The sequence below is a fragment of the Nonomuraea sp. IBHARD001 genome, from assembly GCF_056106265.1.
This window is the reverse complement of record NZ_JBWBBW010000002.1, coordinates 8,449,235-8,466,871: the sequence shown is the minus strand read 5'-3', so window position 1 is coordinate 8,466,871 and position 17,637 is coordinate 8,449,235. Positions and strand designations below refer to the sequence as shown.

Sequence of the window (17,637 nt, the reverse complement as noted above, 5' to 3'; positions counted from 1 at the left end):
CGAAGGTGCGGTGGACTGGACAGGGAGTCACTACAGTGACCGACGTCTTCGGGGTGTCCCACAAGGATGCCAACCAGGGTCAGGCCGCGCACGAGCAGGTCGTCTTCTGCTCCGACGAGCGCAGTGGCCTGCGAGCCATCATCGCCATCCACAACACGGCCCTGGGGCCCGCCCTCGGCGGCACCAGGTTCTACCCGTACGAGAGCGAGCAGGCGGCGCTGGCCGACGTGCTCAACCTCTCCAGGGCGATGGCCTACAAGAACGCGCTGGCCGGGCTCGACCTCGGCGGCGGCAAGGCCGTCATCATCGGCGATCCCACCCGCGACAAGAGCGAGGCGCTGCTGCGCGCCTACGGCAGGTTCGTGCAGTCGCTCGGCGGGCGCTACTACACCGCGTGCGACGTGGGCACCTACAGCGAGGACATGGACCTCGTCGCCCGCGAGTCCACCTACGTCACCGGCCGCACGGTCGAGCACGGCGGCGCGGGCGACTCCTCCATCCTGACCGCGTGGGGCGTCTACCAGGGCATGCGGGCGGCGGCCCAGCACCTGTACGGCTCGCCGTCGCTGCGCGGGCGCCTGGTCGGCGTCGAGGGCGTGGGCAAGGTCGGCCACCGTCTTGTCGATCATCTGCGCGAGGACGGCGCCGACGTGGTCGTCTGCGAGGTGAGCGAGCAGGCGGCCGAGCGGGTGCGTCAGCGCCACCCGGAGGTGACGGTCGTCGCCGGCAAGGCCGAGCTCATCGCCCAGCCGCTCGACGTCTACGCCCCTTGTGCCCTGGGCGCCGCGCTCGACGACGAGACCGTGCTCACGTTGAGCGCGAAGATCGTCTGTGGCGGTGCGAACAACCAACTGGCCCATCCCGGCGTGGAGAAGCAGCTCGCCGAGCGCGGTGTGCTCTACGCTCCCGACTACGTGGTCAACTCCGGTGGCGTCATCCAGGTCGCGGACGAGATCGAGGGCTTCGACATGGACCGGGCACGGGCCAAGGCGACGCGGATCTTCGACACGACCCTGAAGATTTTCGGCATCGCGGCGGAGGAGGGCGTACCTCCCGCTGTCGCAGCCGATAGGCTGGCGGAGCGTCGAATGTCGGAAGTCGGGCGAATTAGGGGCATTTGGCTGGGCGGTTGACGCCCCACGCCCCTACGGCGTACCGACCTGGGCGCAAAACAGGTACGGTAATAGCGAACGAGAGGCTGACGCCCAAAGTCAGAGGCGTCAGTGTGTGGTGCGTTAGCGACGAGGGGTCGGGGACGACCCCACACGAGGGGGTCGAGCCAATGGGGCGCGGCCGAGCAAAGGCCAAGCAGGTCAAGGTTGCTCGCCAGCTGAAGTACAACAGCGGTGGCACGGATCTTGAGCGTCTTCGCGACGAGCTCGGAGTCAGAGACTCCAACCACAATGACGACGCCAACGACGCCAACGACGAGCTGGCGGATCGCTATGCCGATTACGCCGATGACTACGGCTCCGGAGACGACGGCGACGACCGTACGTCCGGTGGCCGATAGCCGGTCTTCAGGTTGACGTAGGACGGGACACCCGGTGCCTGGCGCCGGGTGTCTCTTCCGTGCGCTTCAGCCGGTAGGCCGGGCACAGGAAGCCCCGAGTGCGCCCGACGCGCCGGGGCCTCTTCTCGTCGTCGACGCCCGCGGCTCGGCGTTGCCGGGCACGTGACATCGCACAGCTGGACAAATCGCACAGCTGGACAAGTGGTGGCGCCGGGTCCCGGTGCGTACCCCTCGACAGGTCGGGGAGTGTGCGCCGAGGCCCGGCTTCGCCGTGTCACGGGCGATCGGTCAGCGGTAACGCGCCACGCCCGAGCCCGCGACGACCTCGCCCAGCACCCAGGCGGGCAGCCCTCGGGCGGCCAGCAGGGCCAGGGCCGCGTCCGCGGCGTCGGCCGCGACGACCGCCGCCATGCCGACACCCAGGTTGAAGGTGCGGTCCATGTCCTTCTGCGCCACCCCGCCGTGCCCGGCGAGCAGCTCGAAGATCGCCGGAGGCGTCCACGAGCCCCGGTCGAGCAGGGCGTCGAGATGACCGGGCAGCGAGCGCGACAGGTTGCCTTCGAGCCCGCCGCCGGTGATGTGCGCATAGGCGTGCACCTCGGCGGACGCGGTCAGCGCCAGGCAGTCGAGCGAGTAGATCCGGGTCGGCTCCAGCAGCTCCTCGCCGAGCGTGCGCCCGAGCTCGGCCGGCTGGGACTCCAGCGACAGCCCGGCCTGCTTGATGATGTGCCGGACGAGGGAGTACCCGTTGGAGTGCACGCCGGTCGAGGCCATCGCCAGCACGACGTCGCCCTCGCGCACCCGGTCGGGGCCGAGCATCTCGTCGGCCTCGACGACGCCGGTGCCCGCGCCCGCGAGGTCGTACTCCTCGGCGCCCATGACGCCGGGGTGCTCCGCGGTCTCGCCGCCGACCAGCGCGGCGCCGGCCAGCCTGCAACCCTCGGCCACACCGCCGACGATCTCGGCGATGCGCTCGGGCACGACCTTGCCGCAGGCGATGTAGTCGGTCATGAACAGCGGCTCGGCGCCGGAGACGACCAGGTCGTCCAGGACCATGCCGACCAGGTCGATGCCGATCGTGTCGTGCTTGCCGAGCTGCTGGGCCAGCAGCACCTTCGTGCCGACGCCGTCGGTCGAACTGGCCAGCAGCGGCCTGCGGTACCTCAGCAGGGCCGAGGCGTCGAACAGACCGGCGAAGCCGCTGGCGTCGTCGACCACCTCGGGCCGTCTGGCCCTGGCGACCTTGGACTTCATCAGCTCGACGGCTCGCTCGCCCGCGTCGATGTCGACGCCGGCCGCGGCATAGCTGGTCACATGCACTCCTGTGTCGGTCGTGTGGAGGTCGTCGGCGCGCTCACTGCGCCTCCAGCACGTACTTGCCCACGTTGTCCTGGTCGACCGGGATCGGGTAGGAGCCGTCGAAGCAGGCCCTGCACAGCTTGTCCGCAGGGATCGTGGTGGCCTTGGTCAGGCCTTCGAGCGAGATGTAGCCGAGGCTGTCGGCGCCGAGCGAGGCGCGGATCTCCTCGACCGAGAGCGAGCCTGCGATGAGCTCGGCCCTGGTGGCGAAGTCGATGCCGTAGAAGCAGGGCCAGGACACGGGCGGCGAGGAGATGCGCACGTGCACCTCCTCGGCCCCGGCCTCGCGCAGCATCTTGACGATCGCGCGCTGGGTGTTGCCGCGCACGATGGAGTCGTCGACGACGACCAGGCGCTTGCCCGCGACGACCTCGCGCAGCGGGTTGAGCTTGAGCCTGATGCCGAGCTGGCGGATGGTCTGCGAGGGCTGGATGAAGGTCCTGCCGACGTAGGAGTTCTTCACCAGGCCCTGGCCGTAGGGGATGCCGCTCTCCTCGGCGTAGCCGACGGCGGCAGGGGTGCCCGACTCGGGGGTCGGGATGACCAGGTCGGCCTCGACGGGGTGCTCGCGGGCCAGCACCCTGCCGACCTCGACGCGGGTGGTCTGCACGCCGCGACCGGCGATCGTGGTGTCGGGCCTGGCCAGGTAGACGTACTCGAACAGGCAGCCCTTGGGGTCGGCCAGGGCGAACCTGCGCGAGCGCACGCCGCGCTCGTCGATGGTGAGCATCTCGCCGGGCTCGATCTCGCGGACGAACGTGGCGCCCACGATGTCGAGCGCCGCGGTCTCCGATGCGACGACCCAGCCGCGCTCCAGCCTGCCGAGCACCAGCGGGCGGATGCCCTGCGGGTCACGGGCGGCGTAGAGCGTCTTCTCGTCCATGAACACCAGGGAGTACGCGCCTCTGACCTGCGGAAGCAGCTCGGCGGCGGCGTCCTCGACCGACTGGGTGCGGTCCTGGGCGAGCAGGCTGGCCAGGACCTCGGTGTCGGTGGTCGCCCTGGTGGTGCCCGGGGCCAGCCGCTGGGCCAGCTCCGGGGTGTTGATCAGGTTGCCGTTGTGGGCGAGGGCCAGGCCGCCGACCTCCGTCGAGCTCAGGGTGGGTTGCGCGTTCTCCCACACACTGGAGCCGGTCGTGGAGTAGCGGCAGTGCCCGATCGCGAGATGTCCTCGCAGGGTGCCGAGCACCGACTCGTCGAAGACCTGGGCCACCAGGCCCATGTCCTTGTAGACGAGGATGCGGCTGCCCTCGCTGACCGCGATGCCCGCAGACTCCTGGCCGCGGTGCTGCAACGCGTACAGCCCGTAGTAGGTGAGTTTGGAGACTTCCTCGCCTGGCGCCCAGACGCCGAAGACGCCACAGGCGTCTTTCGGTGCGCGGTCGTGGGGGTCCAGGTCATGGCCGAGCCGGCCGTCGCCCTTCAGCACGTGCTTCAGTCTAGGTCGGGTCACTCCGTGCTCGCACACCCGGGTGGTACATCACTGTGTGTGACCGGATCGCCCCGCACTCGACCCCTCGCGGATGATCTCGCCCGTGAGGCTGCGATTGGCGGCCGAGGCGAGGAAGGCCACCAGCGAGGCGACGTCCTCGGGTGTGGAAAGCCGCTGCGCCGGGGTACGCCTGGCGATCGCGTCGGTCAGCGCCTCGGGCAGCGGCGCCTGCCTCTCGGTCAGCGTGAGGCCCACGGCCACGGCGTTGACCAGGATGCCGTCGCCGCCCGCCTCCCAGGCCAGCGCCCTGGTCAGACCGTGCAGCGCCATCTTGGCCGTGCCGTACGGGCCGGGGCCGGGCACGCCCTCCTCGGCGATGCCGGAGGAGATGAAGACGATCCGGCCGAACCCGCCCGCCCGCATCGGCCCGAGCACGGACTGGGCGAGTACGGCGTTGCCGACGACGTTGGCGTGCAGGGCCAGCGACCAGTCCTCGACGGGCACGTCCTCGAACCTGACGCCGAAGCGCCGCTCGCCCCAGTGCACGGCATTGGCGACCAGCGCGTCCACCGGCCCCGCAGCCTCGGCCGCCGCCCGTACGCTCCCGTGGTCGGCCAGGTCCATCGGCAGGGCCCTGGCGACGCCTCCCGCCTGCTCGATCTCCTGTACGACGGCATCGGCCTGCTTGGCCTTCGAGCGGTAGGTCAGGACGACCTCGGCGCCGGACGCGGCGAGCGTGCGGGCGACGGCCGCGCCGATGCCGGACGAGGCTCCTGTGACAAGTGCTCGCATGGGGTTGTCTCCCTTATGTTAGCTGGCTAATTTAGTCGGCTAAGAAGGATGAGATCACATGAGAAGCTGGTAGGAAAAGAGGGGATTGTTTCGCTGAAAGCGAACAGTGGGGGGCGTGAGCGACCGGAGAGTTAGGGGCGGATGGTGTTGATCATGCGGGTGAGTTCGCGTCTGTCGGTCTCGCTGAGGGAGGACACCATGCGTTCGTCGGCGCGCAGCCATACGGCTTCCACGGGCTCGCGCAGTTCCCTGCCCCGGTCGGTCAGGTAGACCCTGATCACGCGTCCGCGTTCCCTGTCGGGCTCCCTGCGGACCAGGCCCGAGCGTTCGAGGCGCTGCAGGGTCTTGGTCACCGTCGGCGGCTCCACGCCCAGCCGGGACACCAGGTCGGTCTGGCTGAGGCCGTCCTCGTGCCACAGCGCCGAGAGCAGGAGCTCCTGACCCGTGTGCAGGCCGAGTGGCGCCAGGTCGGCGGCCATCTGGTGGCGATGCGCCTTGAACACATGGATCAGCGCGTAGGTCAGGGTGTCCTCCAGCATGCCCCCATCCTGCCCGCCACCTGCGCCATGGCGGCACCGTGACCCAAGGATCGCCACGGATTTGCCGTGTCGGGCCGTTTCGGTGACGCGCGGCAGGAAAGGGTGGGGTATCCGGCATGACGACGTCGGGAGACGCAGACGTGAGCACACCTGGGGACCCGAAGCAGCCTCGCCCGTGGGACGAAGACCCGCCCGAAGGCCGCCCCGCACAGGACGACGAACCGCAGGCCGCCCGGCCTGCCGCCGCAGCGCGCCCACACGAGGAGCCCCCGGAGCCCGACGCCTCCGCTCCGCACGAGGCACCACAACCCCGGACGGCGTCCGAGGTGACACCCGAGCCTGCTGAGGACCCTCCGGGCACACCGGACGCACGCGAAGCCGCGCCGGTCGCCTATGAGGCCGCGGGCGAAGCGCCGATCACGCCCGAGCCGCCGATCACCCCGGAACCGCCCATAGCGCCGGAACCGCCGATCGCGCCCGAGCCGCCCGTGGTGCCGGAGCCGACGCGGTGGGAGCCACCCGCGCCGGGACCGCCGCAGCCGTGGCAGCCCGGCCCGACCGAGCACCCGGACCTGCCGGGCCACCCCGAGCACCCCGAGCGCCCGGCCGACCCGAACACTCCGGGGGAGCCGTGGCACGCCCCGGCGCCCGGCGGGCCGGAGATCCCGTCGGAGCCCGCCGTACCCGCGCATCCCGATCTGCCGGAGGCGCCGGAGACGACGTGGCAGAGTGCGTCGGGCGGGGAGTTGCCCGAGCGTGAGGACACACTGGTCGACGCGAATGCGCCGCACGACAAGAGCGCCGTGTGGTCGACGCAGAGCGAGACCCAGACGTTCGAGGCCGAGGGGAACACGCCGGACACGGGCACGCAGGACACGGGCTCCTACCCGGTGCCGGGCGCCACGCCCGCGTACCCGGGCTGGGAGTCGGCGGGTGAGGCCGACCCGGCGCCTCCCGCCCCGCCCGTCGAGCAGCCGGGCCAGACGTCGGGCTCGTGGACGTCTCGCTACGACCCGCCGACCCCGCCGCACGGCTTCCCGGCCGTGCAGGAGCCCACGCTCTCGTTCGACTCGCCCTACGAAGGCGGCCCGAAGGAGTACGGCCAGGCGGCCTCGTTCGGCGAGCAGCCGGTCAGACCGGTCGAGCCGAGCCCGTACGGCGGCCACTCGCCGGAGCACGAGCCCTACGCGGACCCGGCGTCGAGCGGCGAGTCCACCGGCTGGGGCGCACCGGCGGCGGCCGCGGCAGGGGCTGCGGCGGCGGGCCACGCCGACCCCGACGCGACCCAGCGGATCGACACCCCGAGAATCGACACCCCGAGAATCGACACCCCGAAGACCGACACACCGAGAACCGACGCCTACGGCGCACCACAGACCTACGGCGCGCCGACAGGGGACGAACACGCCCAGGCGACTCCACCCCCGACCGGCGCTCCCAGGCCTGACTTCACCGCCCCGGACGCCGCCACCCCGTACCCCACACCACATCCCGGCGCCGCACAGCAGGGCCCCACAGCCCAGCCGGGCAGCCCGTACGCGACCCCGTACGGCACCGGCCAGCAGCCGGCACACCCGAGCGCCCCCTACGGCGCACAGGCGGGCGGCCCGGCCGCCGGATACGTGCCACCGCCCTACCCGGGCCCCCCGGGCCCACCGCAGGGCGGCGGAGTGGGATGGCAGCCGCAGAAGCCGGGAGGCGGGCTGGCGACGGCTTCGCTGATCCTCGGTGTGGCGAGCCTGTTCCTGCTGTTCGTGTGTTTCACGGGTGTGCTCACCGCGATCGTCGGCCTGGTGCTGGGCATCGTGGCGCTCACCAGGGGCACCAACAAGGGCAGGGCCATCGCGGGCATCATCCTGAGCGGTGCGACGCTGATCCTGGCCCTGATCGGCGTGATCTGGCTGCAGAACTACTTCGAGGAGTGCGCCGGTCTGCCGCCGCAGCTCAGCGAGCGCTGCATCGAGAACAAGCTGCCCTGGATCACGGTCACGCGTTAGGGGACGGGGAGCACCCCCGACAGGTCGGCACGGGCGCCGCTCGCCGAGACGGCGCCCTTTGCCATGGCCTCCTGCCAGCTCAACCGGCCGACGGCCAGCTCGATCCAGGTGCGAGGGTCGGTCTCGACGACGTTGGGCGGTGTGCCACGCGTGTGCCTGGGCCCGTCGACGGCCTGCACGGCGGCATACGGCGGCACGCGGATCTCCACCGTGCGCCCGGGCGCGGCGAGCGCGAGCCGCTCCAGCAGATGACGTACGGCGAAGCGGGCGGCGTCACGCTCGGGCGCCACCCCCCGGTCGTAGGCGGTCAGCACGGCGGTGACGAGCGCGTCGGCGAGCGAGGCGGCGGGACCGTCGTATGCGGGCTGGTCGAGGGCCACGAGCTGCGACTCCAAGGCGGCGCGCAGCTTGGCGGGGTCGAGTTTGCGAGGCGGCACGCGTCCATTCTCCCCTGCGGACCGGCCGAAACCCGTTCGGCGAAGCGTTCATCGCGGAGGACATCGTCGTTCACCTCCGGTTTCGCCGGTCGCCGTAGCGTCCGGGCGGAACGACCGCGCACAATCTTGGAGGAACTGTGGCGAATCCCTCGCCGCGCAGGCTGCTGCCGCTGCTCTCGACGCCGCACAAGGGCGGCAGGAGCGCGCTGACCTGCGCATTCCGTTGCGGTAACGCGTGCGCCCACGACGTGGCCAACACCAGTGGCAACACGTACTTCGGTGATGTCGTCGCCGAGGTCATGACCCGTCGCGGCGCCCTGCGCGCGGGTGCGCTCGGCGCGCTCGTCGTCGGCACCGGGGTCGCGGGAGCGCTGCCCGCCTTCGCCGATCCTCAGCCCAACCATCTGCCCGACGTCCCGGCCGACATCGAGCCTAACAAGATCGGCGCCGGGCAGTGGGGGAGCGTGCAGCTGCGGTTCAAGCCGGTGCCCCCGAACACCGCCGACGCGTTGACCGTGCCCGAGGGCTACCAGCAGTCGGTCGTGGTGCGCTGGGGTGACCCGGTGCTGCCCGGCGCGCCCGCCTTCGACTTCGAACGCCAGACCGCCGCCGCCCAGGCCAAGCAGTTCGGCTACAACTGCGACTTCGTCACGCTGTTCCCGATGGGCGCACGCCGTGCGCTGCTGTGGGTCAACCACGAGTACACCGACGAGAACCTCATGTTCCGCGGCTACACCACCGGCGCCGCCGCGACCGAGGAGCAGATCAGGATCGCCATGGCCGCGCACGGCGGCTCGGTCGTCGAGGTCGAGCGCGTACGCGACACCGGCCAGTGGCGCCTGGTCACCCAGGGCAGCCGCCGCTACAACCGCCGCATCACGGCCCAGACCCCCATGCGCTTCACCGGCCCCGCCGCCGGCCACGACTTGCTGAAGACCGCCGCGGACCCGGCGGGCGTCAAGCCGCTCGGCATGCTGAACAACTGCGCCGGAGGCACCACCCCCTGGGGAACGGTCCTGACCGCCGAGGAGAACTTCAACCAGTACTTCGTCAAGGCCGCGGCCACCCCGAACAACTCCAGGTACGGCATGCCGACCGGCACGTCCGGCCGCCGCTTCGACCGGGTCGAGGAGCGTTTCGACCTGTCCAAGCACCCCAACGAGGCCCACCGCTTCGGCTGGATCGTGGAGATCGACCCGTTCGACCCCGACTCCACGCCGATCAAGCGCACCGCGCTCGGCCGCTTCGCCCACGAGGCCGCCACGACCTCGATCGCCAGGGACGGCCGCCTGGTCGCGTACATGGGCGACGACTCCCGCTTCGAGTACATCTACAAGTTCGTCTCCAAGAAGCGCTACATCCAGGGCTTCGACCGCCACAACCGCACCCTGCTCGACGAGGGCACGCTGTATGTCGCCAGGCTCACCGGCGACAGCCCGAAGACCGAGATCGACGGCACGGGCAAGCTGCCCGCCGACGGCGCCTTCGACGGAGCGGGCGAGTGGATCCCGCTGGTCAGCGGCAATGTCAGCCACGTGCCCGGCATGACGGCAGCCGAAGTGCTGATCTTCACCCGCCTGGCGGCCGACAAGGTGGCCGCGACCAAGATGGACCGCCCCGAGGACGTCGAGCGCAACCCGGTCACCGGTGCGATCTACGTGGCGCTGACCAACAACTCCAACCGGACGATCGCCCAGGTCGACGAGGCCAACCCGCGCCCGTCGAACAAGCACGGCCACATCCTGGAGATCGTCGAGCAGCGCAACGACGCGGGCGCGACGGCGTTCGCGTGGGCGCTGCCGCTGGTGTGCGGCGACCCGAAGGACCCGGCGACGTACTTCGCCGGTTTCGACAAGACTAAGGTCTCGCAGATCTCCTGCCCGGACAATGTGGCCTTCGACCGCGACGGCAACCTGTGGATCTCCACCGACGGCGCACAGCTCGGCGCGCACGACGGCCTGTTCGTCACGCCGGTGCGCGGCAAGGACAGGGGATATGTCAGGCAGTTCCTCAGTGTCCCGGTCGGCGCCGAGACCTGCGGGCCGTTCGTGACCGATGACCAGCTGAGTGTGTTCGTCGCGGTGCAGCACCCGGGCGAGACCGACGGCGCCACGCCCGAGAGCCCGTCGAGCCACTGGCCGGACGGCGGCGCCTCGCAGCCCAGGCCTTCGGTCGCCGTCGTCTGGCACCCGAGGGGCCGCAAGGTCGGGTCGTAACCGGAAAAACCGGTTGACCTCAACCTTTGTGGAGGTTCTACGGTCATCCCATGAACATGGAATTCGTCGCATGGCAGTCGATGTCGACGCTGGCGAACGCCAAGGACGACCGTAGACCCTTCTCCCGTGCCACCCTGCGACGCATCGCGACCTTCGCCAGGCCGCATGCCCGCAGGCTCGGCCTGTTCCTGGTCCTGAGCATCGTGATGGCGGCGATGGCGGTGGTCGCGCCCGTGCTCGCCGGCCGGGTGATCGACGCGATCGTGGGCCGGGCCGAGTTCGGCGTCGTGGCCGGGCTCGCCGCGCTCATCGCGGTGATCGCCCTTGCCGAGGCCGGGCTCGGCCTGGTGTCCAGGTGGCTGTCGTCCGGGCTCGGCGAGGGGCTGATCCTCGGCCTGCGCACGGCGGTGTTCGACCACGTGCAGCGCATGCCGATCGCCTTCTTCACCCGTACCCGCACGGGCGCGCTGGTCAGCAGGCTGAACAACGACGTGATCGGCGCCCAGCGCGCCTTCACCGGCGTGCTGTCGGGCGTGGTCGGCAATGTGGTGACGCTGCTGCTGACGCTCATTGTGATGATCACCACGTCGTGGCAGATCACCCTGCTCGCCCTCGTGCTGCTGCCGGTCTTCGTCCTGCCCGCACGCCGGATGGGCTCGCGCATGGCCAGGCTGCAGCGGGAGGCGGCCGACCACAACGCAGCCATGGGCACTCAGATGACCGAGCGGTTCTCGGCGCCTGGCGCGACGCTGGTCAAGCTGTTCGGCCGCCCGGCCAGGGAGTCGGCCGAGTTCGCCGCCCGTGCCACCCGGGTGCGTGACATCGGCGTGCGCACGGCCATGTCGCAGGCCGTCTTCATGACCGCGCTGACCCTGGTCTCGGCATTGGCGCTGGCCGTCGTGTACGGCCTCGGCGGCTTCTACGCGCTGGCCGGATCGCTCGACGCGGGCGCGGTGGTGGCGATGGCGCTGCTGCTGACCAGGCTGTACGCCCCGCTGACGGCGCTCGCCGGAGCCAGGGTGGAGATCATGACCGCCCTGGTCAGCTTCGAGCGCGTCTTCGAGATCCTCGACCTCAAGCCGCTCATCACCGAGAAGCCGGACGCCGTCGCCGTACCCGAAGGCCCGGTCTCGGTGGAGTTCGACGCGGTGAGCTTCGCCTACCCCTCGGCCGAGAAGGTGTCGCTCGCCTCCCTTGAGGAGGTCGCCGTGCTCGACACCAGGGGCGGCGTCGAGGTGCTGCACGAGGTGTCGTTCACGGCGGAGGCGGGCCGGATGGTGGCGCTCGTCGGCTCGTCGGGCGCGGGGAAGTCGACGATCGCCCAGCTGCTGCCGAGGCTCTACGACGTGGACGCGGGCGCGGTGCGGATCGGCGGCGTCGACGTACGCGACCTGTCGGCCGACTCCCTGCGGGCCACGCTCGGCATGGTGACGCAGGACGGGCATCTGTTCCACGACTCGATCAGGGAGAACCTGCTGCTGGCCAGGCCCCAGGCGCAGGAGGAGGAGATCTGGGAGGTCCTGCGCAGGGCCAGGCTCGACGCCCTGGTCGAATCGCTGCCCGACGGGCTCGACACCGTGGTGGGCGAGCGCGGCTACCGGCTGTCGGGCGGCGAGCGTCAGCGGCTGACGATCGCCAGGCTGCTGCTGGCCAGGCCGAGGGTGGTCATCCTCGACGAGGCGACGGCGCATCTGGACTCCACGTCGGAGGCGGCGGTGCAGGCGGCGCTCGGCGAGGCGCTCGACGGCAGGACCGCCGTGGTCATCGCCCACCGCCTGTCCACCGTGCGAGCGGCCGATCTCATCCTCGTGGTCGAGGACGGCAGGATCGTCGAACGGGGCACGCACGAGGAGCTGCTGGCCGAGGGCGGGCGTTACGAGGAGCTGTATCGCACCCAGTTCGACGAGCCGCCGGTCCTCGAAACCGTCTAGCGGGCCGGCGCGTGCTCCTCGCGCCCGGCCTCCGCCACGGCCGTGCGCCCGCGCAGCGCCCAAAGGCTGACCGGCACGCCGACCAGCATGATGGCCACCGAGATGAGCAACGTCGTCCGGTAGCCGTCCAGGAAGGCCCGCAGCGGGGCGACGCCGTCCTCGATCGCACGCGTCTGGATCGAGGACAGGATGGCCCCGAGCACCGTCACACCGAGCAGGCCGGACACCTCGCGGGTGACGTTCGAGACGCCGGAGGCCACGCCGACCCGGCCTTCGGGCATCGCGCCGAGCACCACGGCCGTGAGGGTGACCAGCAGTCCGCCGCCCACGCCGTACAGGGCGAACCAGGGCAGCAGGGCCGCATAGCCGGTGCCTTCGCCGAGTGTGGACAGGGCGTGGACCGCGACCGCCATCATCGTCAGGCCGAGCGCCACCGAGCGCCCCGGCCCGAGCAGGTCGCCCGCGCGTCCCCATGGCCACCATGCCGCCGCTGAACACTCGCGACCCGAACAGCGACAGGTCGATCATCGGCTGGGCCGAGCGGCTCTCCACCCACACGAACGCCAGCGCCGACGCGGCGGCCAGGCCGAAGGCGGTGAGGATCGCGGGTGAGGTCCATCCGGCGACTCGCGACCGAGCTCGGTGTGACGCCGATGGCGTTGTACTGGCACTTCAAGAACAAGGACCGCCTGCTGGAGGGCATGGCCGATCATCTGATCGCCAGCTTCGCGCCCGAGCCCGAAGACGGCAGGCCGTGGCAGGAGCAACTGCGTGACCTGGTCGTCGGCCTCACCCGCGTGCTGCGCCGCCACCCGAGCGCCAAGCTGATCCTGGAGCAGGTCGACCAGACCTCGGTGCCCAGCTTCCTCGCCGTGTGGGAACGCGGGCTCGCCCTCACCAGGACGGCGGGATTCACGATCGAGGAGAGCTGCCTCATCACCAAGTACCTGCTGCGGGGCGCCATCGCACTGGCGGCCGGGTCGAGCCACAGGGACCTCGACGCCGAGACCGCGCGGACCAAGCGGCTCGCTCTGCAGACGTTGCCCGTGGCGAGCTATCCCCATCTGGTCGAGGTGGCCGAGCCGCTCGTCATGGGCGGCACGCAGGCGCTCTACGACACCTTCGGCGTCGACCTGCTGGTCAGCGGGATCGAGGCGATGGCCGCGCGAAGACGGCCGTGACCGCGCCGAGCGCCGCCACCGCGAACAGCACGGCATAGGTCCGCTGGAACCCCTCGGTCAGCTGCGCGACGGCCGAGGGGGAGAGGCCGGGCAGGGTGGCGGCATAGACCTGCGCCCTGAGCCCGGGGCCGACCGAACTGGTCAGCACGCTGAGCGAGAGCCCCACACTGACCACGATGCCGACATTCATCACCATCAGCCGGAACCCGTTGACCACCCCCAGGCTCCCCTGGGGAAGCGCCGCCATCACCTGCGTGGTGTTCCCCGTGAGAAACGCCCCGCTCCCGCACCCCGCGACGAACAACCCCGTCCCGATCACCCAGTACGGCGTGCCCGGATCGACGCCGAGCGTCAGCGTCAGCAGCCCCGCCGTACTGAGCAGCGCCCCGCCGATCGACAACGCGTAGGGCGAGATCCTGCGCCCGAGCGCGCCCGCGAGGGGTGAGGCGAGCGCCATGCCGATGGGCACGGGCAGCACGCTCAGGCCCGCGGTGAAGGCGTCGGCGCCGCGCACGGCCTGGAAGTACAGGGCGACCACGAGGATCAGCGCCGCCCTGGCCAGCGCGTTGCAGAAGGAGGCCAGATTGGCGAGCGCCAGCGTCCTGCCCCCGAAGAGCCGCAGGTCGAGCACCGGATGGGAGGCCCGACGCTCGACCAGGACCAGCACCGGGACCAGCGCGACGGCCAGCAGCGCGGCACCGGCCACGACCGGACCGCCGAGCCCGGAGGAGCCCGCCTCGGACAGGGCCAGCAGCGCGGCGGACAGGATGGCGAAGACCAGGGCGTTGCCCAGCGCGTCGACGGGCTCGCGCGGGCCCCTCGGCGTCCGGCGCAGGGTGACGGCCCCCCACCCGAGGGCGACGAGCCCGGCGGGCACGTTCACCCAGAAGATCCACTGCCAGCCCGCCACATCGGCGATCAGCCCGCCGAGCGTGGGACCGGCGAGCTGGGCGACCGACAGCGTGCCGATGTAGACGCCCATGCCCTGGCTCAGCCGGTCGCGCGGGAAGGCGTCGGTGATCATCACAGTGCCGTTGGCCAGGATCATCGCCGAGCCGATCGCCTGCAGCACCCGCATCGCCACCAGGAACCACACGCCCGGCGACAGCCCCGCCAGCAGCGAGGCCACGGTGAACAGGACGAACCCGCCCAGGTAGACCTCACGCCTGCCCACCAGATCGGCCACCCGCCCGAAGAAGACCAGGCTCGCGGTGTTGACCAGCAGGAACGACAGCAGGATCCACCCGGAGGCGAGCGGCCCCGCCTCGAAGTGCCGTACGACCGAGGGCAGCGCCACATTGAGCGTGCTGCCCGCGATGCCGATGAGCACCAGGCCCAGGCTGGTGACCGAGCACACCCGCCAGGCGTAACGCAGCCTGGCGCGGTGCTCGGGCGTGCCGGGGAGCTCAGGGGGGAGCATGTCCCCACTATGGCCTACGGCCTAGAATCACATTCTAGCGGGCCCGCTTTCGCAGTCCTTCCAGGTCGTGGATGGTCACCCGGCGCCTGCCCGTCTCGATCAGCCCCCTGTCGCGCAGCGTGCGCAGCGCCTTGCTGACCGCCTCGCGCGAGGCGCCCGTCCATCCGGCCAGCTCGTCCTGCGACAGCGGCAGCGCCACCAGCACGCCGCCGTTGGTCGGCTCGCCGTAGGTCTCGGCCAGCTCCACCAGCCGCGCCGCCACCCGGCCGGTCGTGTCGTAGGCGCCGTACTCGATGCGCTTGCGGTCGGCGTCGCGCAGCTTGCCGGTGACCAGCCGCATGAGCAGCACCGCGACCCTGCCGTGCTCGGCCAGGAACGCGGGGAAGTCACGCACGACGAACCCCTCGACGGGTTCGAGCGCGGTGACCGTGGCCGACCTCGGCAGCCCGTCGATCGCCGACATCTCGCCGATCAACGCACCGGGCCCCCGTACGGCGAGCACCACCTCGGTGCCGCTCGTGGTGTGCGAGGAGACCTTCACCCGGCCCGACGTCAGCACCAGCACCCACTCGGTGGGGTCGCCTTCGGTGCACAGCGTCACACCCCTGTCCCAGCGGCGCGGCCGTCCGGCGGCGCGCAGGGCGGCGATCTCCTCGGGGGTGAGCATGGAGAGGATCTCGCCCGACTCTGGTGTCATGGGCCCGATTATCGCCGCGCCAGATGCCGCAGCACATAGGCGGGAACGGTCTGCTCCTTGCCCTTCAGGGCGAGATCGCCGAGCGCGACCGCGTCGACGTCCCTGCCGAGCAGGTCGAGGGTCGCCTGGCCGATCACCACCGTGCCCGGTTCGGCCAGCGCCTGCAGCCTGGCGGCCACGTTCACGCAGTCGCCCATGGCGTTGAAACCGCGCAGCTCCGGGCTGCCGATATTGCCGACGAGCGCGGGCCCGGTGTTGACGCCGACCCGGAACGTCGGCCACTCCACGCCCCTCATCCGCCCCGAGGCCTGCGCCCAGGCCGCCTCCTCCGAGACCCTGGCCGCCGCCTCCTGCATCGCCAGGGCCGCCCTGCAGGCCGCCGCCGCGTGCTCCTGCTGGGTGGCGGGCGCGTTGAACAGCGCCAGCAGCGCGTCGCCGACGAACTGCACGATCGTGCCGCCGTTGTCCAGCACGCACGGCACGGCCGCCGTGTGGTAGCGGTTGAGCATCTCCACGATCTCGCCGGGTGTGACCAGCTCGGAGAAGGTGGTGAAGCCCTTCAGGTCGGCGAACAGCGCGGTCAGCTCCCGCAGCTCGCCGCCGAGCGCCGCCTGGGCCGGATCGGCGAGCAGCGCGTTGGCGACGTCGGGCGACATGTACTGACGGAACAGCGTGTCCAGCTCGCCGTACAGCCTGGAGTTCTCCAGTGCGATCGACACCTGCGCGGCCAGCGTCGCCGCCAGCGCCTCGTCGTGCACCGTGCGGCCGATCGGCACCTCAAGGGCGCCCGCCAGATGCCCCTTGACCGTCAGCGGGTGCAGCACCACGTCGTCGAGCCTGATCGGCGCCGTGCTGGTGAACGTCCTGCCGCCCACCTGGACGGCGCCTTCGGCGACCAGGCCCATCCTGACGTCGCCGTAGGCCTGCCTGACGCGTTCGAGCGACTCCTTGAGCAGTTCGCGCTCGGGCAGGCCGACCCTGGCCTGGCGGCCGACGTCGACCAGGGCGGCGAGCCTGTCGGTCAGCTCGCGTTCGGTCGCCAGGGCGCCTCCGGCCCGGTCGAGCACGGCGGCCTGGCCCTCGCTCAGCGCGAACTTGCCCGCCAGCCTGGTCGCGGCCAGCGGCTCGCCCCTGCGGACGTGCTCGACGAGCTCCTCCAGCGCCTGTTCGTAGTCGGCCTGGATGCGCCTGACGGTCGCGGCCAGCGCCACCGAGTCGAACAGGCCCGCGCTCGAACCCTCACGGCGGAACTGCAGATAGGCGCTGTAGGCCACGAAGCCGAACGCCAGCACGAGCAGCACGTGCCACAGCCACCAGGTCAGATGCCAGTTGTGCTGCGACATCCCCGCGATCATGGCCTCGGCCAGCAGCGCGTAGGCGGTGATCAGGCTGACCAGCATGGTCGAAGGCCGCCTGCGGTGCAGGGCGAACATCATCGCCGCCGCCACGCCGTACAGCACGACGAACGGGGCGGAGAAGACGGGCAGCCAGGGGATGTGACCGCCTGCGGGCGCGCTGAGCGGCGTCAGGCCGGGCAGCAGCGAGATCAGCCCCCACCCGGCCAGCAGGGCGACGAGAGCGGCACGCAGCCACCTCTGGGCGCCGAGTACGGCAGCGGCGGCGGCGGGGCCGAGCGGCAGGGCCGAGGCGAGTGCGAAGAGCGCGGCCACGGCCAGGCCGACGGGCTGACCGAGGTCGAAGCCGAGCGAGCCCTTCGGCAGGATGATCTCCGGCGTCGCCAGGCCGTGCAGCAGGAAGAACCCGGCCGTGGTGAGGAAGACCATCGAGACCAGGAAGAGCCTGGCGTCGGCCCGCCTGCGGGAGGCCTCGTTGATCATCGAGCCGATGGCCAGGTTCACGCCCGCCACCAGCAGGATCAGCCAGAAGTGGCTGACGTTGTGGTGCCATTGCGGATTGCCGCCCGGATGGTTGGCCAGCAGCAGCCACAGCCCGAGCAGCGGGATGGACAGATGGGCCGCCCAGACGACGCCTCTGACCGGATGGGTCGCAGGGGGCAGGTAGGTGTTCGTGGGCACGATGGAGCGCTCCGTCTCGCTGTCGTCCCCCCGAACAAGGTGATTATCCCGTGAGTTCCGGCAAACGCCAAAGGCCCGGGAGCGACC

The 17,637-nt window shown here is 71.2% G+C and carries 15 protein-coding genes; 6 read left to right on the top strand and 9 right to left on the bottom strand.

The features are described from left to right. The first annotated feature begins 35 nt into the window (after nucleotides 1-35). The gene (locus ACTWNK_RS40130) at nucleotides 36-1,133 is read left to right on the top strand and encodes a Glu/Leu/Phe/Val family dehydrogenase (RefSeq protein ID WP_474310165.1); all 1,098 of its coding nucleotides are present in this window, start codon (nucleotides 36-38) and stop codon (nucleotides 1,131-1,133) included. A 149-nt stretch (nucleotides 1,134-1,282) separates the two neighbouring features. Next, complete coding sequence (locus ACTWNK_RS40125; RefSeq protein ID WP_474310164.1) at nucleotides 1,283-1,513, top strand: DUF3073 domain-containing protein; 231 nt, start codon at nucleotides 1,283-1,285, stop codon at nucleotides 1,511-1,513. A 288-nt stretch (nucleotides 1,514-1,801) separates the two neighbouring features. On the opposite strand, the gene purM is transcribed toward ACTWNK_RS40125, so the two are convergent. The 4 genes from purM to ACTWNK_RS40105 all read right to left on the bottom strand — a co-directional run bounded on the left by purM (nucleotide 1,802) and on the right by ACTWNK_RS40105 (nucleotide 5,635). Continuing rightward, nucleotides 1,802-2,827 carry a phosphoribosylformylglycinamidine cyclo-ligase gene (gene purM / locus ACTWNK_RS40120; RefSeq protein WP_474310163.1) on the bottom strand — a complete coding sequence of 342 codons (1,026 nt, stop codon included), beginning with the start codon at nucleotides 2,825-2,827 and terminating at the stop codon, nucleotides 1,802-1,804. 40 nt (nucleotides 2,828-2,867) lie between these two features. Continuing rightward, a complete protein-coding gene (gene purF, locus ACTWNK_RS40115) occupies nucleotides 2,868-4,301 on the bottom strand; it encodes an amidophosphoribosyltransferase (RefSeq protein ID WP_474310162.1) in 1,434 nt (477 codons plus the stop codon). Nucleotides 4,302-4,352: 51 nt separating this feature from the next. Next, entirely contained in the window at nucleotides 4,353-5,096 is a 744-nt protein-coding gene (locus ACTWNK_RS40110; protein WP_474310161.1) for an SDR family NAD(P)-dependent oxidoreductase, read from the bottom strand. Between the two features lie 131 nt (nucleotides 5,097-5,227). Then, a complete protein-coding gene (locus ACTWNK_RS40105; protein WP_474310160.1) occupies nucleotides 5,228-5,635 on the bottom strand; it encodes a MarR family winged helix-turn-helix transcriptional regulator in 408 nt (135 codons plus the stop codon). A gap of 140 nt (nucleotides 5,636-5,775) precedes the next feature. Between ACTWNK_RS40105 and ACTWNK_RS40100 the strand changes: the two genes are divergently transcribed. Continuing rightward, nucleotides 5,776-7,632: a DUF4190 domain-containing protein gene (locus ACTWNK_RS40100; RefSeq protein ID WP_474310159.1), complete on the top strand. Its 1,857-nt coding sequence runs from the start codon at nucleotides 5,776-5,778 to the stop codon at nucleotides 7,630-7,632. On the opposite strand, the gene ACTWNK_RS40095 is transcribed toward ACTWNK_RS40100, so the two are convergent. Then, nucleotides 7,629-8,069, bottom strand: coding sequence for a sterol carrier family protein (locus ACTWNK_RS40095; RefSeq protein WP_474310158.1), 441 nt, complete (start codon nucleotides 8,067-8,069; stop codon nucleotides 7,629-7,631). The two genes, ACTWNK_RS40100 and ACTWNK_RS40095, sit on opposite strands and share 4 nt — an antisense overlap. A 137-nt stretch (nucleotides 8,070-8,206) precedes the next feature. Between ACTWNK_RS40095 and ACTWNK_RS40090 the strand changes: the two genes are divergently transcribed. After that, nucleotides 8,207-10,285 (top strand): PhoX family protein, encoded by a 2,079-nt coding sequence (locus ACTWNK_RS40090; protein WP_474310157.1) that lies wholly within the window; start codon nucleotides 8,207-8,209, stop codon nucleotides 10,283-10,285. A 50-nt stretch (nucleotides 10,286-10,335) separates the two neighbouring features. Next, nucleotides 10,336-12,216 (top strand): ABC transporter ATP-binding protein, encoded by a 1,881-nt coding sequence (locus ACTWNK_RS40085; protein ID WP_474310156.1) that lies wholly within the window; start codon nucleotides 10,336-10,338, stop codon nucleotides 12,214-12,216. On the opposite strand, the gene ACTWNK_RS40080 is transcribed toward ACTWNK_RS40085, so the two are convergent. Further along, on the bottom strand, nucleotides 12,213-12,650 hold the full coding sequence (locus tag ACTWNK_RS40080; RefSeq protein ID WP_474310155.1) for a hypothetical protein: 438 nt from the start codon (nucleotides 12,648-12,650) through the stop codon (nucleotides 12,213-12,215). The genes ACTWNK_RS40085 and ACTWNK_RS40080 overlap by 4 nt on opposite strands. Nucleotides 12,651-12,824: 174 nt before the next feature. Between ACTWNK_RS40080 and ACTWNK_RS40075 the strand changes: the two genes are divergently transcribed. After that, on the top strand, nucleotides 12,825-13,397 hold the full coding sequence (locus tag ACTWNK_RS40075; RefSeq protein WP_474310154.1) for a TetR/AcrR family transcriptional regulator C-terminal domain-containing protein: 573 nt from the start codon (nucleotides 12,825-12,827) through the stop codon (nucleotides 13,395-13,397). Here ACTWNK_RS40075 and ACTWNK_RS40070 read toward each other — a convergent pair. From ACTWNK_RS40070 to ACTWNK_RS40060, 3 genes are read right to left on the bottom strand one after another with little or no spacing between them, the layout of a single operon-like run. Further along, on the bottom strand, nucleotides 13,357-14,817 hold the full coding sequence (locus ACTWNK_RS40070; RefSeq protein ID WP_474310153.1) for an MFS transporter: 1,461 nt from the start codon (nucleotides 14,815-14,817) through the stop codon (nucleotides 13,357-13,359). The two genes, ACTWNK_RS40075 and ACTWNK_RS40070, sit on opposite strands and share 41 nt — an antisense overlap. A 34-nt stretch (nucleotides 14,818-14,851) precedes the next feature. Further along, nucleotides 14,852-15,514, bottom strand: a complete 663-nt coding sequence (locus tag ACTWNK_RS40065; RefSeq protein WP_474310152.1) for a Crp/Fnr family transcriptional regulator — start codon at nucleotides 15,512-15,514, stop codon at nucleotides 14,852-14,854. 8 nt (nucleotides 15,515-15,522) lie between these two features. Further along, nucleotides 15,523-17,550 (bottom strand): adenylate/guanylate cyclase domain-containing protein, encoded by a 2,028-nt coding sequence (locus ACTWNK_RS40060; protein WP_474310151.1) that lies wholly within the window; start codon nucleotides 17,548-17,550, stop codon nucleotides 15,523-15,525. Between the last annotated feature and the right edge of the window lie 87 nt (nucleotides 17,551-17,637).

What these genes read in the sequence shown, in the direction of transcription:
- ACTWNK_RS40125 (WP_474310164.1), top strand. Translation starts at nt 1,283, where the DNA reads ATGGGGCGCGGCCGAGCAAAGGCCAAGCAGGTCAAGGTTGCTCGCCAG.
- ACTWNK_RS40110 (WP_474310161.1), bottom strand. Translation starts at nt 5,096, where the DNA reads ATGCGAGCACTTGTCACAGGAGCCTCGTCCGGCATCGGCGCGGCCGTC.
- ACTWNK_RS40105 (WP_474310160.1), bottom strand. Translation starts at nt 5,635, where the DNA reads ATGCTGGAGGACACCCTGACCTACGCGCTGATCCATGTGTTCAAGGCG.
- ACTWNK_RS40085 (WP_474310156.1), top strand. Translation starts at nt 10,336, where the DNA reads ATGAACATGGAATTCGTCGCATGGCAGTCGATGTCGACGCTGGCGAAC.
- ACTWNK_RS40070 (WP_474310153.1), bottom strand. Translation starts at nt 14,817, where the DNA reads ATGCTCCCCCCTGAGCTCCCCGGCACGCCCGAGCACCGCGCCAGGCTG.
- ACTWNK_RS40065 (WP_474310152.1), bottom strand. Translation starts at nt 15,514, where the DNA reads ATGACACCAGAGTCGGGCGAGATCCTCTCCATGCTCACCCCCGAGGAG.